This window comes from Daejeonella sp. JGW-45 (assembly GCF_029360805.1).
In the GTDB taxonomy this organism is placed as follows: Bacteria; Bacteroidota; Bacteroidia; order Sphingobacteriales; family Sphingobacteriaceae; genus Daejeonella.
In genome coordinates, this window is sequence record NZ_JARKNC010000001.1 from 140,882 (window position 1) to 154,514 (window position 13,633).

Consider the following 13,633-nt stretch of genomic DNA (forward strand, 5'->3'; position numbering starts at 1 on the left):
AACTAAGACTTAAAGCGGTCATTTACAAGGGTGAAATTATAACTATTTGATAATTAGGTATATATTTTATACCTTTGTCAAAAGGTATTAATATTTGGAACTAAAAAGAAAGGTAAAAATGCTAAAGAAACACTTGATCATGTGTTCAGCGATATTAGTTATATCACTGACCGCCAAGATGTTTATTTATAGTGCTCCGGCTTCGATCACTTCACTTATCAATATCAGCTCAGAATCCCAAAAAGCTGAAAAACCCGTTGACTCTTACTTTAACTCATTGAGCTTTGCTGACGAATTCCTTCCGTTAGGAGATTCGCGCATTGTTACAAAAATGAACCGGACATTGCACGCACATTCACGCGCAAAGCTTCAGACGTCCCGCCTTCATAATCAGGCCAGCAAATGGTTTCCTATTATCGAACCAATTTTGGCTGAATATGGTATCCCGGAAGACTTTAAATATATGCCGCTTGTGGAGAGTGGCCTTAAAGCCGGGGTCTCTCCAAAGGGGGCTGCCGGCTTCTGGCAATTCATGCCTCAAACAGCAAGAGGTTTTGGCTTAAAGGTGAATTCGAGCGTCGATGAGCGTAAAAACATTCATAAGTCGACCATTGCAGCAGCAAAGTACATAAAATCGCTGTACCGTGAGTTCAATAGCTGGACGCTGGCCGCAGCTGCGTACAATATTGGCGAGGGAAGACTAAAAAGACATATAAACCACCAGAACCAGGATAATTATTTCAAAATGAAGCTTAACAGGGAAACAGCATCGTACGTATACAAACTGATCTCTATGAAAGAAATAATTGAAAATCCAACCCGATATGGATATACCAGCAAGGTGAGTAAACTGCTGGCTAAAAATAATGCCACTACACATAATACTTTTCCTTACGGAGCCCCTGTCAACTCCGAAATTGGCAACAAGGGCATACTTATAAACTAACCATTTATAACCCAAGCAGGAAGGGCCGGGCATTCCGGTCCTTCTTTGTTTGCGGCATCGCTATATCCCATTGATCTCTAAAGTTTTCTACCCTCCGGTAAATAATTCCTGGCAGAAAAAATCGCATCTTTGTATAAATTTTGATCGAGTATTCTTTCTATGAATAAAACTAACCCCGATCTTGGCGAGCAAAGTGAAGTTGAAGTTTTTGGAGCCAGGGTTCATAATTTAAAAAATATCGATGTTTCCTTCCCACGCAATAAACTGGTTGTCATAACCGGGCTGAGCGGCAGCGGAAAATCATCTCTTGCTTTTGACACTATTTACGCTGAAGGGCAGCGCCGGTACATGGAAACCTTCAGTGCCTATTCCCGCCAGTTTCTTGGTGGTATGGAGCGCCCGGATGTTGATAAGATCTCGGGCTTAAGCCCGGTGATTGCCATCGAGCAAAAGACCACCAGTAAGAATCCTAGGTCAACCGTAGGCACTATTACTGAGATCTACGATTTTATGCGCCTTCTGTTTGCCCGTACCGGCGAAGCTTACTCTTATATAAGCGGGCTTAAAATGGAGCGTATGACCGAGGACCAGATCCTGAAAAGCATTCAGGAGAAGTTCAACGATCAGGCCATAAACATTCTGGCTCCCGTGGTTAAAGGGCGTAAAGGCCATTACCGGGAATTATTTGAGCAGATCCGGAAACAAGGATATCTTAAGGTGCGGGTTGACGGCGAGATCCTGGATATTACCCCAAAAATGCAGCTCGACCGCTACAAGATCCATGACATCGAGATGGTTATCGACCGCTTGCTCGTCAGTCAGAATGACAAAAAGCGATTGTATGATTCGATCCAGTCAGCGCTTAAAGTTTCCAAGGGCATTATCAAGATCAGCGACAAAGAAAACAAAGAATATTTCTACAGTAAATATCTGATGGATCCGGTGTCTGGGGTATCTTATGATGAACCTCAGCCAAATACGTTTTCATTCAATTCTCCGTATGGTGCCTGCGAGCGATGCAGCGGACTGGGATATATTTTTGAGGTAGACAGGAATTCAGTTATCCCCAACCCAAAACTTAGTATCATGCAGGGCGGGCTGGCGCCCCTGGGCGAATATCGTGAGACCTGGGTGTTTCAGATCCTTAAGGCGCTTGCAAAAAAATACAACTTTTCCATCTCAACACCGCTGGAGAAGATATCTGAAGACATCATTGAGATCATTCTGAATGGCTCTCCGGATATAGTGACGGTTCCTGTCGAATACAATAAATGGAACGTTCAGAACTATCAGATTTCTTTTGACGGCATTATTAAGATGCTCGAGGAACAGACCGAACGGAGGGGCGACGACGTGGGTGAAGACCTGGAGAATTACCGTGCTCTGAAAAAGTGCCCTGAATGCGAAGGTGCGCGGCTGAAAAAAGAATCTCTTCACATTAAGGTAGATCAGAAGAATATCTATGAACTGGCTTGCATGGATATAGCAAGCTTGTACAACTGGTTTGAGCATGTTGAATCCCGGTTAAGCGAACGGCAAAATACCATTGCCCGGGAGATCCTGAAAGAAATCCGCTCCCGCATTGGTTTTCTGCTGGACGTGGGATTGAATTATTTGACACTCGACAGGACAGCTAAAACCTTATCCGGCGGCGAAGCTCAACGGATCAGGCTGGCAACCCAGATCGGCTCACAACTTGTAAATGTTCTTTACATTTTAGACGAGCCTAGCATCGGCCTTCATCAGCGCGATAATGCGCGTTTGATCGCAGCCCTGAAGAACCTGAGGGATATCGGCAACACGGTTCTCGTTGTCGAGCACGACAAGGATATGATCATGGAAGCAGACCATGTAATAGATATGGGGCCGGCTGCAGGCGAGCATGGCGGAGAGGTTGTGGGTGAAGGAACCCCGAAAGAATTCTCCAAAGCTAAGACACTTACTAATGATTATATCAGCGGTAAGAAGGAGATAGCAATCCCGGGGGAAAGAAGAAGCGGCAACGGTAAGTCACTTGTGCTAAAAAACGTCACCGGTAATAATTTAAAAAATGTTTCAGTGGAATTTCCCCTGGGCAAACTCATTTGTGTGAGCGGAGTTTCTGGCAGCGGTAAATCGACTTTAATCGCGGAAACATTATACCCGATCTTAAATCATCATTTCTTTCGGGCAAAGAAAAAACCGATGCCTTATAAAAAGATCGAGGGACTTGAACATATTGACAAGGTTATTGAAATCGATCAAACACCAATAGGTCGCACTCCCCGTTCGAATCCATCAACCTACACGGGAGTATTCTCCGATATCAGGAACCTGTATGTCATGCTGCCCGAGGCAAAGATCCGGGGATACAAGCCAGGGCGGTTTTCGTTTAACGTAAAAGGCGGACGCTGCGAAACCTGCCAGGGTGCGGGAATGAAGCTGATAGAAATGAATTTCCTTCCTGATGTACAGGTGCCGTGTGAAGAATGCGGGGGAAAAAGATACAATCGTGAAACGCTTGAAGTTCGCTACAGGGGAAAATCAATCAGCGATGTACTGGACATGAGCATTGAAGATGCTGTCGCATTCTTCGAACCTATCCCGTCAATTTATCGCAAGATAAAAACCTTACAGGATGTTGGCTTAGGTTATATCCGGTTGGGACAGTCCTCAACTACTCTATCCGGCGGGGAAGCACAGCGTGTGAAACTGGCAACGGAGCTCTCAAAAAAAGACACCGGCAACACATTCTACATACTCGACGAACCTACTACCGGGCTTCACTTCGAAGATATCAACGTACTGCTGGGGGTGCTTAACCGCCTGGTTGATCACGGCAATACGATCCTGGTGATTGAGCACAACCTGGATGTGATCAAAGTCGCAGATTGGGTTATAGACCTTGGACCTGAGGGCGGATCTGGCGGCGGCGAGATCTTATTTGAAGGTGTCCCGGAAGATCTCGTAAAGGTTAAGAAAAGTCATACAGGAAAGTATCTGGGGATTGAAATGGGGGTGAAATAATTACGGTCACCGATTAGTATATTAGCTCTATGCAGAACCTCCTCACTTCACAGCAGATTCGCAAAGCAGACGCCCACACCATCTCCACCAAACTAATAAGTTCGCTTGATCTGATGGAAGCTGCTTCATCTGCTTTCGTTGAAGAGTTTAAAAAGGAAGCTCCTGATAAAAACCTGCTGATAAGTATATTTTGCGGTACCCGAAACAACGGCGGCGACGGCCTGGCGATTGCCCGCCTGCTTTGGCAGGATGGCTACGAGAATATTTCAGTAAAGATCATTCCATTTTCTAAGGGGGTCAGCAATGACTTCAATTCTAACCTTGAACGTTTAAAAAAAACGGACGTCGCGATAGACGATTCCGCTTTCACTGAGAAACTCCTCCCCGAAAATCCAGACGTTATTATTGATGCATTACTTGGTTCAGGTGTCAATAAACCCGTGGACCGATTGTTGAAGCAAGTTGTACAAAACATTAATTCACTTGGCGCGAAAATTATTTCTGTAGATGTACCAAGTGGTTTAAAATCAGAAGGTATAATTGACCCCGATGCAACCACCATTAAAGCGGAACTTGCCATTTCTTTTCAGCTCCCAAAGATCAACTTCTTCTTTCCTGAAACTTCAAAAGCTCTTGAACGATTTAAAGCTGTAAATATCGGACTCGACGACAAATATATTCAAACTCAGGCCTCTCATTGGAGGCTGATTGAAGAGAAGGATATCCGGATGGTTTTAAAACCCAGAAAGCCCTTCAGTCATAAGGGTACCTACGGCCACGCATTGATCATTGCAGGCTGCAAAGAAACAATGGGAGCAGCATTGCTTTGCGCCGATGCATGCCTTTATTCAGGTGCCGGTCTAACTACAGCCTGTATTCCTGAGAGCGGGCTTATTGCATTAAATACACGTTCTCCGGAGATCATGGCCCTTATCAGAAACGAAAGTATTCCAACTGGCGCATTTGAAAACTATTCAGCAATTGCCCTTGGCCCCGGACTGGGAAATGATGAAGAAACCACTAAGCTTTTAAAACACGTTCTCACTGGCAACCAAAACCCTATGGTCCTGGATGCAGATGCGTTAACCATCCTCTCCCGACATCAGGAGCTATTCAGTCAGCTCCCGGCTATGAGCATTCTTACACCACACATGAAAGAATTTGACCGCATGTTTGGTCCGCATAGCTCCTGGTGGGAACGGGTTGAAACAGCACGTCAAAAGGCTTCTGAGTTTAATATTATTATTCTCCTGAAAAATCAATACTCATTTATTGTATTGCCTGATGGAAACGTGCTTATTAATCCCACAGGTAACCCGGCAATGGCTGTTGGAGGAATGGGCGATGTGCTTACGGGAATGATCGCAGCTTTCCTGGCACAAGGGTATGCTGCAAAAGATGCGGCTATACTGGCCTGTTATTTACATGGGAAAACTGGAGACGGACTAAAAAAAGAAGGGATGAGCAGTATACCACCCCGGCACGTGATACAGAGACTGCCGTTTGTTATTGACGGACTTTATTAAAATTCAAATAAATGTTTCTCCGCGTGGTATGAGGAACGAACCAGAGGTCCGCTTTCTACATATTTGAATCCCATTTCCAGTCCCCTCACTTTGTATTTCTCAAATTGCTCCGGTGTGATCCAATCGATCACCGGATGATGGTTTCTCGTTGGCTGAAGATATTGGCCGAGGGTTAAGATGTGAACGCCGGCATCAAGAAGATCCTGCATAGCTTCAAAAACATCCTCCTCTGTTTCTCCAAGCCCGAGCATAATACCTGATTTGGTTCTAAGGCCAGCTTGATTTATTCTGCGAAGACATTCTAAACTACGATCGTACTTTGCTTGTATACGAACCTCTTTGGTCAGGCGTCGCACAGTTTCCAGATTGTGCGAAACCACCTCGGGCCGGACAGCCAGAACACGATCAAGGTTATCCCAAATCCCCCTGAAATCAGGAAGTAAGGTTTCCAAAGTAGTATCAGGACTTTCGCGGCGAATTGCATTGATCGTTTCAGCCCAGACCGTTGAGCCACCGTCTTTAAGGTCATCGCGATCGACCGATGTGATCACGCAATGCTTCACCTGCATAAGTTTCACGGAATTAGCCACACGATCGGGTTCACCGGTATCGACAGCAAGAGGCCTGCCCGTAGCAACGGCGCAGAAAGAACATGAGCGGGTACAGATATTCCCGAGGATCATAAACGTAGCAGTACCGGCGCCCCAGCATTCGCCCATATTCGGACAGTTTCCGCTTTCACAAATCGTATGAAGCTTATGGGTATCTACAAGACTTCGAACGTGGGCATATTCTTTCCCAACCGGAAGCTTAACACGTAGCCAGTCCGGCTTGCGCTGCATTTGATTGGCGGGAATAACCGGTAAATCGATCATGGTACAAAGATATGAAAAAGTTGTACGTTGTACGTTTTAGGTTGTAAGTTTCTACACGCTGTAAATGAGTAACTCGCTATCCGCCCCAGACGTAAAACGTACAACGTTTAACTGCTTTTTTTTATAATTTTGATCACATAAGTAAAAAGCAATGGCAACTATAGAAACAACCTACCTCGGCGAGCTTAGAACAGAAGCAACCCACGTTTATTCAGGAAACAAAACAATTACCGATGCTCCACTTGACAACAAAGGCAAAGCAGAATCATTTTCTCCTTCAGACCTTCTTACTGCCTCTCTTGGAAGCTGCATGATGACTATCATGGGAATCGCTGCAAGAGAACACGGAATAAACATCGATGGAACTACCTGCTCTCTGACTAAGATCATGGCCTCCGATCCAAGGCGCGTCAGTGAAATACAGGTAGTGTTAAACTTCCCCAAGGGAAATTACACCGATAAGGAGAAAGCAATTCTGGAGCGGTCGGCACTGACCTGTCCGGTAGCAAAGAGCCTGCACCCGGATCTGGTTCAGAATGTGACGTTTAATTATTAAGAGGGAATGGGGAATGGAGAATGGGAAATAGACTTAAGCCATTCTCTATTTCCTATTCTCTATTTCCTATTCCCTATTCCCCCATTTTCTATTCCAAAACTATCTGCTCAGCCATTTCTTCAGCCGAGATCTCTCCGTGCGATGTTTCATAAATACACTCGCCATCTTTGATAAGAAGAAGTTGAGGCGACTCATGATGAACCTGAAATATTTCGGCTGTTGCATTGGAAACTTCCCGATAGGCTATCAAATCGATGAAATACAAGGGAGTTCCTTCAGGAATGGCATCCCTGTCTATCTCAAACCTCTTTCTTGCCATCATACTGATCGAACAGCGGGTGCTGTGCTTGAAAATTGCGGAGTACCCCGGTGCATTCTTGATTTCCTGCAACTGCTCAAGCGTAGTTAATTGAATCCAATTCATTAATATCAAATATTAAATCCCAAGGGAAGTAAACAAATTATTTAAGGACACAAAATTACACTCCGCATATCAAATTGATATAATACGGATGTCAAATAAAGTAGTGAAGGACGATTGATTTAGCGTCTTGATTTAGGATAGGTACCGTAGGCGGGGCATAATTTGGAGGAACACGCCTGCAGGAAGGAGGTAACTAAGAATAGAGCGAGAATGCCGACAATTATTTTTTTCATCAGTTGTTTTGTTGTTTAACGGCGATTAAGCTTGCACAAGCTTTCCAGCTGTCATTGTTTCTGCGTACAGTTTTATGAATATACGAAATCCAGTAAAAATAGTTATATATAAATGCAATTAGTCGAGTGATGCCTTAATTTGAGCCATCATAATAGCAGTGACAGCTGCTTCCTCCCCTTTGTTTCCGTGCTTGCCTCCCGACCTGTCTTTAGCCTGCTGCAGATTGTCGGTAGTAAGAACGCCAAATATTACCGGCCTGTTGTACTTCACTGAGACCTGGGTAATTCCATTGGCTACAGCATTGCAGATAAAGTCAAAATGGCGTGTCTCACCCTGAATCACACATCCCAGACAGATAACTGCGTCCAGATCTTTAGAAGCTAACAGAAGATCAGCGCCTGTGGTTAGTTCAAAGCTGCCGGGAACCTGAACTTCAATAACATTTTCAGCTACAGCTCCATTTTTGATCAGAGCCGAATAGGCCCCTTCGTACAAGGCGCCGGTAACTTCAGCATTCCATTGAGAGACAACTATTCCAAACCTAAACGCCTTCGCGGAGGGTATTTCTATATGGGAGAAATCTGATAAGCCTTTTAAATGTGTAGCCATTGCTTTAAATAACAAATGGCTGTCAGCGGGCACTGACAACCACTCTTAAAATGATTTATATTACTTAGACTGTGCCTCAGCACGCGCTATATAAGTATCGATAGTCGATGCTTCAAAGCTGTCAGAATAGTCTGTTTTGATCTTCTTGTAAACGTCGGCAGCCGAGCTGAACTCCTTTTGCTCTTCATAAACCAGACCCAGCTTCTTAAGAAACAATGGGCTTGTAAACGAATTCTTATTCTTGTCTGCTGCTTTCTTGTAATAAGTAACCGCTTTGCTATAATCTTTAAGCTCGCTGTACGCATCACCTAGCATACCCAGGACAAGCGGATCAACTACAGGACTTCCTGTGCTGCTGTATTTTCCAAGTACATCAACTGCTTTTTGGAATTCTCCTTTTTTAAGATAAAGGCCTCCAAGGTATGCATTTGCAATATTTGCTGATTTAGTGTTTGAGTATTCCTCGGCAATTTTCTCGAAGCCAGGATAAGATCCGTCACCGTTGATGGCTTTATCATTCAGGGAATCAATAGCTGCATATTCTTCAGCTTTGAACATTTCATTTGCAGCCTTCTCAGCCCTTGGAGCAAGGTAAAAGTTCAGATACCCTACATATAATAATATCAGGGCCACAATGGCTATTCCTATTACTGCTAAGCTTTTTAAATTTTCCTGTACAAACTTGCCGGTATTTCCAAGAGGGTTTTCAGCTTCTGGTAAGTTTTCTTTTTGCGTTTTTGACATTTGCCGTTTAAAAATAAAAATCCGTTCCACCGAAACGAATTATCCGCAAAAATACATTTTTCGGAGTAAGTATCAACTTTTAAATCAGTGAGATTCGATTTTTTTTGCTCTTAAGACTAAAAGACGGCGAAAAGACTAAATTTGCGGTATCGCCTACGGGTTTGCTAATGATATGTGGCTTCAAAAATTATCTGTTATAAATTTCAAGAATTATTCTGAAGCAGAGTTAAGCTTTTCCAAAACGGTTAATGCGTTTACCGGTGATAACGGGGCTGGCAAAACCAATCTTTTGGATGCGATACATTATTTATCACTTTGCAAGAGTTATTTCAATCCGGTAGACAGCCAGCAGATACGGCAGGGTGAGGATCTGTTCATGATCCAGGGTACGTTCAAAAAGGAAAAAGAAAACGAGGTTATATATTGCGGGCTGAAGAAAGCTCAAAAAAAGGTCTTTAAGCGTAACAAAAAAGAATATCAGCGTCTCGCCGACCACATAGGCTCCTTCCCACTCGTCATGATCTCACCCAATGATATCAGCCTGATCATCGAGGGAAGTGAGGAAAGACGAAAATTTATCGACAATGTGATCTCGCAAACTGACAGCTCTTATTTAGACGAACTGATCATCTATAATAAAAACCTTGCGAACCGAAATGCTTTATTGAGGCAGATAGGCAGCTCAGGCAGATATGACCCGGCATTAATGGAGATCTACAACGAGAACCTTATAGGTTCCGGGACAAATATCTTTGAAAAACGCAAGGCTTTTATGCTGGAGTTCCGGGATATTTTTAATAAACATTACAGTTACCTGAGTGAGGACGTCGAAACTGTTGAGCTCGTTTATGATTCGCCGCTATTACATGATGATTTTACGAGCTTGCTGAAAAGAAACCTCGAACGCGACCGCTTGTTGGAGAGAACGACGAGCGGCATCCATAAAGACGAGTTAAGCTTTACGATACATGGTATGCAGTTAAAGAAATTTGGATCGCAGGGACAACAGAAATCATTTCTAATAGCCCTGAAACTGGCTCAATATTCTTTTTTAAAACAGCAAAAAGGCTTTGAACCTTTGCTCCTGCTGGATGATATCTTCGACAAACTTGATAACAAACGTACGACCAAGCTAATGAAGATGGTTTCCGACAAAGACTTCGGACAAATATTCATTACTGATACAAGCCGGGAACGTGTTGAGGGTATTTTTAAGGATCTAAAGGTTCAGGTTAGTATCTTTGAGGTTGAGAAGGGTGAGGTGAAAATTGAAAACTGAAAACTGAAAAACAAACATACCTAACTAAAAAATCGTAACTTGACAAGTTACCGATTACCGATTACCGATTACCGATTACCGATTACCGATTACCGATTACCGATTACCGATTACCGATTACCGATTACCGATTACCGATTACCGATTACCGAAAAATGGGCCGCACAAATGACAAACCCCTCAAGGAGGCCATCGAACAAATGCTACAGGTATATAAACTGAGGCGCAAGTTTGATGAAACATCTCTTATCATCGCCTGGCCGGAGATGATGGGAAAGGCTGTCGCGAACCGCACTAAAGACATTTTCATACGCGACAGGAAATTGTTTATCCGGCTGGAGTCTGCTGTGATAAGAAATGACCTGATGATGATGCGCTCAAGCATTATCGAGAAAATGAACGAAAAAGCGGGAAGTAATATTATCGACGATATCGTCCTGCTCTAGCTCTCATACTGATTACTGGTTACTGGTTACTGGTTACTGATCACTGATCACTTCGATCTGCCCAACCCGTTCTTCAACAAGAGGTAATACAGTACGGTCATAAAACAGGCTATTGAAAAGGCCTTGAGAACAAAAAGTCTGTCAAGTTTTGTATCCCAGCCTCCAATGTATGAGATCATTCCTGGCACGATAAGCATCACAAGAAAAAAGATGACAAAACGGGGTTGATAGATCTTCATAGGCATTGGGAAGAAATCGTCACGGAAAGGCCAGCTGTTCCGTGACGATGTGTTTTGTTCTTAGAAACGTTCGAATGCTGTAAAGAAGAAGCTTCCTTCCAGTTCTGCGTTTTCGTCAGAATCCGATCCGTGAACTGCATTTGCATCGATCGATTTTGCGTATTTATTACGGATAGTTCCCGGTTCTGCCTTTGACGGGTCAGTCGCGCCAATCAGCTTACGAAAATCTTCTACCGCATTGTCCTTCTCAAGGATTGCCGCTACAATAGGTCCTGACGACATAAAGCTGACAAGATCCTTAAAAAACGGGCGCTCACGGTGAATGCCGTAGAACTGGCCCGCAATCTCATCGCTTAAGCGGGTGTATTTTAAAGCAATAACTTTAAAGCCTCCCTTAATCATATCATCTAAAATAGCTCCGGTGTGGCCATTGGCTACAGCATCGGGCTTAATCATAGTAAAAGTTCTGTTCGTTGCCATTTTGGTATTTCAAATTTGCTGCAAAAGTACTGCTAATAAATCAAAGGCTAAAGGATTTTCCAAAATGAGCTGTATGAAATCAGTAATTTTGATAGCTTTGCATTTCCTTTTTTATTTACATGTCAGAATTAGCCCCTCTTAAAGAGTTATTAGTTGAGCCAAAGCACATTGTGATTACAACACATCACAAGCCGGACGGTGATGCTATGGGCTCATCCCTGGGCTTATACAACTATCTGATCCAAAAAGGACATCATGTACGGGTGATTACTCCTACGGATTACCCGGTATTCCTGCAGTGGCTGCCGAATAACCCCGATGTGATCATTTACACAGATAAACCGGCGGAATCCCAAGAACTGGTAGCACAGGCCGACATAATATTTTGCCTGGATTTTAACGCCTTATCGCGGATAAATGAACTGGGTGAATTTGTGAGGGCGTCGAAAGCCGTTAAGGTGATGATCGATCACCATCTGGAACCCGAAGGATTTGATGATTACCGCCATTGGACCATTAACGCGTGTGCAACTGCCCAACTCATCTATGATTTTATAGTAAACATCATGGGTGAAGAAGGACTGATCAACAAGGATGTTGCAACTTGCCTGTATACCGGCATCATGACCGATTCAGGTTCTTTTCGCTTCCCCACAACTACCGCCGCCGTTCATCACATCGTTGCCGACCTGATACAACATGGCGCAGAAAACTCCAGAATCCATCAGCTGGTGTACGATAATTTCGCAGAAAGCAGGTTGCGTTTTCTGGGACACGTCCTCCTTAATAAACTGGAAGTTTTTCCGGAATTTAATGCCGCTATTATCGTCATCCATAGTGAAGATCTAGACCGGTTCAATATCACCACCGGCGATACCGAGGGTATCGTCAATTATGCTCTTTCTATCAATGGCATTCGTTTGGCTGCCCTGATTATCGAACGCAAGGACAAGGTAAAGTTATCTCTCAGATCTACCGGCGATTTCCCTGCTAACGAGATCTGCAAGAAATATTTTAATGGCGGCGGACACAGGAATGCGGCGGGAGGCTTCTCTGATGAACCCATAGATGTTGTCAGACAAAAATTTAACAGTATCTTACCCGAATATAAAGCATTATTGATACAATAAGACATTGTAAATAACAGCAGAAAACAAAAACAATTAATAACGACTAAACACAATGAAGAAATTAGTAATCGTATTAGGTATTGCAGCAACGGCATTAACCGGCTGTAATAATTTTGAAAAAGGTGAGGGTGATATGCTCTATAAGATCCACACCGACAAGGGTGGCGAAACGATCAAAGAGGGCGACTTTGTAGTTTTTGGGGTGATTGAGAAAACGGAAGGCGATTCCGTATTATACAGTTCATACGATTATGACCGCCCTTCATTAACTGTTAAGGAAAAATCGATCTTTAAGGGAGATTTTGCTGCTGCTCTGGGTCTTTTAAGTGAGGGCGACAGTGCAACGTTTAAGCTTAATGTTGATTCAATGGTCTTAAAAATGGGGCGTCCTCAGCCTGCTGATACAACCGCTAAGTATTTGGTATATACTCTTAAAATTGATAAAGTTATCCCTAAAGGCAATTTAACCGATAGCATTTTCCGTACAAAGATCGACGAATTCCTGAAAGCCGAAATGGATAAGGCAAAAAGCAGCGAAGGTGCGAAGATCAAATCATACGTTTCTGCCAAAGGCCTGAAAACAACAGTTAGTCCTTCAGGATTAAACTATGTTATCTCAAAACCAGGCAGTGGTCCTAAAGCTAATCCCGGCGATACCATCGTTGTAAATTATACCGGATCTTTCCTAAGCGGAAAGGTGTTTGACAGCAGCCTGGCAGATGTTGCCAAGAAAAGCGGCACCTTCAATCCGCAACGTCCGTACGAACCGCTTAAAATGCCGGTCGGATTACAGGGCTCTATTCCTGGATTTGAAGAAGGTTTATTGCTGCTTCCTAAAGGTGGTAAAGCAACATTGATCCTGCCTTCACAGCTCGCATATGGCGAACAAGGCAACCAGGGTATTCCGCCGTTCACTCCGCTGGTATTTGAAATTGAAATGGTTAATATCATTCCTGCAAAACCCGGATCAGCAATGATACCTGCTCCACCACAGCAATAAGCACACATAACTATACAAAAAAGCCCTTTCAGAAATTCTGGAAGGGCTTTTTTGTATTTGAATTATCTGTGGCGAGGTGCGAGCCCCGCTCTCATTGCATAGCTACCATGTGCCCACAACTATTGCCAAGCGGTGTGAC

Annotated in this window: 14 protein-coding genes; 8 read left to right on the top strand and 6 right to left on the bottom strand. The window is 43.7% G+C overall.

All coding sequences use genetic code 11. The features are described 5' to 3' along the window. Positions 1–118: 118 nt before the first annotated feature. The 3 genes from P2W76_RS00630 (at position 119) to P2W76_RS00640 (ending at position 5,478) form a co-directional block, all read left to right on the top strand. Positions 119–946: a lytic transglycosylase domain-containing protein gene (locus tag P2W76_RS00630; protein ID WP_276345501.1), complete on the top strand. Its 828-nt coding sequence runs from the start codon at positions 119–121 to the stop codon at positions 944–946. Positions 947–1,105: 159 nt separating this feature from the next. Further along, the gene (gene uvrA, locus P2W76_RS00635; RefSeq protein WP_276345502.1) at positions 1,106–3,952 is read left to right on the top strand and encodes an excinuclease ABC subunit UvrA; all 2,847 of its coding nucleotides are present in this window, start codon (positions 1,106–1,108) and stop codon (positions 3,950–3,952) included. Positions 3,953–3,981: 29 nt separating this feature from the next. Beyond that, a complete protein-coding gene (locus tag P2W76_RS00640; protein WP_276345503.1) occupies positions 3,982–5,478 on the top strand; it encodes an NAD(P)H-hydrate dehydratase in 1,497 nt (498 codons plus the stop codon). Here P2W76_RS00640 and lipA read toward each other — a convergent pair. After that, positions 5,475–6,353, bottom strand: coding sequence for a lipoyl synthase (lipA, locus tag P2W76_RS00645; RefSeq protein WP_276345504.1), 879 nt, complete (start codon positions 6,351–6,353; stop codon positions 5,475–5,477). The two genes, P2W76_RS00640 and lipA, sit on opposite strands and share 4 nt — an antisense overlap. A 151-nt stretch (positions 6,354–6,504) precedes the next feature. Here lipA and P2W76_RS00650 point away from each other — a divergent pair, with 151 nt between their 5' ends. Beyond that, the gene (locus tag P2W76_RS00650; protein WP_276345505.1) at positions 6,505–6,909 is read left to right on the top strand and encodes an OsmC family protein; all 405 of its coding nucleotides are present in this window, start codon (positions 6,505–6,507) and stop codon (positions 6,907–6,909) included. A gap of 88 nt (positions 6,910–6,997) precedes the next feature. Here P2W76_RS00650 and ytxJ read toward each other — a convergent pair whose 3' ends face one another. The 3 genes from ytxJ to P2W76_RS00665 form a co-directional block, all read right to left on the bottom strand. Then, complete coding sequence (ytxJ, locus tag P2W76_RS00655) at positions 6,998–7,333, bottom strand: bacillithiol system redox-active protein YtxJ (RefSeq protein ID WP_276345506.1); 336 nt, start codon at positions 7,331–7,333, stop codon at positions 6,998–7,000. 351 nt (positions 7,334–7,684) lie between these two features. Further along, complete coding sequence (gene ribH, locus P2W76_RS00660) at positions 7,685–8,176, bottom strand: 6,7-dimethyl-8-ribityllumazine synthase (protein ID WP_276345507.1); 492 nt, start codon at positions 8,174–8,176, stop codon at positions 7,685–7,687. A gap of 60 nt (positions 8,177–8,236) precedes the next feature. Next, positions 8,237–8,920 (bottom strand): tetratricopeptide repeat protein, encoded by a 684-nt coding sequence (locus P2W76_RS00665; protein WP_276345509.1) that lies wholly within the window; start codon positions 8,918–8,920, stop codon positions 8,237–8,239. Positions 8,921–9,092: 172 nt separating this feature from the next. Here P2W76_RS00665 and recF point away from each other — a divergent pair, with 172 nt between their 5' ends. Further along, complete coding sequence (gene recF / locus P2W76_RS00670) at positions 9,093–10,199, top strand: DNA replication and repair protein RecF (protein ID WP_276345510.1); 1,107 nt, start codon at positions 9,093–9,095, stop codon at positions 10,197–10,199. Positions 10,200–10,354: 155 nt separating this feature from the next. Further along, positions 10,355–10,645, top strand: coding sequence for a DUF721 domain-containing protein (locus tag P2W76_RS00675; RefSeq protein ID WP_276345511.1), 291 nt, complete (start codon positions 10,355–10,357; stop codon positions 10,643–10,645). A gap of 47 nt (positions 10,646–10,692) precedes the next feature. Here P2W76_RS00675 and P2W76_RS00680 read toward each other — a convergent pair whose 3' ends face one another. Further along, positions 10,693–10,884 (bottom strand): hypothetical protein, encoded by a 192-nt coding sequence (locus P2W76_RS00680; protein WP_276345512.1) that lies wholly within the window; start codon positions 10,882–10,884, stop codon positions 10,693–10,695. 60 nt (positions 10,885–10,944) lie between these two features. Beyond that, positions 10,945–11,364 carry a nucleoside-diphosphate kinase gene (locus P2W76_RS00685; protein ID WP_276345513.1) on the bottom strand — a complete coding sequence of 140 codons (420 nt, stop codon included), beginning with the start codon at positions 11,362–11,364 and terminating at the stop codon, positions 10,945–10,947. Positions 11,365–11,483: 119 nt separating this feature from the next. On the opposite strand from P2W76_RS00685, the gene P2W76_RS00690 reads away from it, so the two are divergent. Further along, on the top strand, positions 11,484–12,494 hold the full coding sequence (locus tag P2W76_RS00690) for a DHH family phosphoesterase (protein WP_276345514.1): 1,011 nt from the start codon (positions 11,484–11,486) through the stop codon (positions 12,492–12,494). A gap of 52 nt (positions 12,495–12,546) precedes the next feature. Beyond that, positions 12,547–13,494, top strand: coding sequence for an FKBP-type peptidyl-prolyl cis-trans isomerase (locus P2W76_RS00695; protein ID WP_276345516.1), 948 nt, complete (start codon positions 12,547–12,549; stop codon positions 13,492–13,494). Positions 13,495–13,633 lie beyond the last annotated feature (139 nt).

Excerpts from the sequence above, each read along its gene's own strand:
- P2W76_RS00680 (WP_276345512.1), bottom strand. The coding sequence starts at position 10,884 with ATGAAGATCTATCAACCCCGTTTTGTCATCTTTTTTCTTGTGATGCTT.
- P2W76_RS00675 (WP_276345511.1), top strand. The coding sequence starts at position 10,355 with ATGGGCCGCACAAATGACAAACCCCTCAAGGAGGCCATCGAACAAATG.
- P2W76_RS00630 (WP_276345501.1), top strand. The coding sequence starts at position 119 with ATGCTAAAGAAACACTTGATCATGTGTTCAGCGATATTAGTTATATCA.
- ytxJ (WP_276345506.1), bottom strand. The coding sequence starts at position 7,333 with ATGAATTGGATTCAATTAACTACGCTTGAGCAGTTGCAGGAAATCAAG.
- P2W76_RS00665 (WP_276345509.1), bottom strand. The coding sequence starts at position 8,920 with ATGTCAAAAACGCAAAAAGAAAACTTACCAGAAGCTGAAAACCCTCTT.
- uvrA (WP_276345502.1), top strand. The coding sequence starts at position 1,106 with ATGAATAAAACTAACCCCGATCTTGGCGAGCAAAGTGAAGTTGAAGTT.
- P2W76_RS00685 (WP_276345513.1), bottom strand. The coding sequence starts at position 11,364 with ATGGCAACGAACAGAACTTTTACTATGATTAAGCCCGATGCTGTAGCC.
- P2W76_RS00640 (WP_276345503.1), top strand. The coding sequence starts at position 3,982 with ATGCAGAACCTCCTCACTTCACAGCAGATTCGCAAAGCAGACGCCCAC.
- ribH (WP_276345507.1), bottom strand. The coding sequence starts at position 8,176 with ATGGCTACACATTTAAAAGGCTTATCAGATTTCTCCCATATAGAAATA.
- P2W76_RS00650 (WP_276345505.1), top strand. The coding sequence starts at position 6,505 with ATGGCAACTATAGAAACAACCTACCTCGGCGAGCTTAGAACAGAAGCA.
- lipA (WP_276345504.1), bottom strand. The coding sequence starts at position 6,353 with ATGATCGATTTACCGGTTATTCCCGCCAATCAAATGCAGCGCAAGCCG.
- P2W76_RS00695 (WP_276345516.1), top strand. The coding sequence starts at position 12,547 with ATGAAGAAATTAGTAATCGTATTAGGTATTGCAGCAACGGCATTAACC.
- recF (WP_276345510.1), top strand. The coding sequence starts at position 9,093 with ATGTGGCTTCAAAAATTATCTGTTATAAATTTCAAGAATTATTCTGAA.
- P2W76_RS00690 (WP_276345514.1), top strand. The coding sequence starts at position 11,484 with ATGTCAGAATTAGCCCCTCTTAAAGAGTTATTAGTTGAGCCAAAGCAC.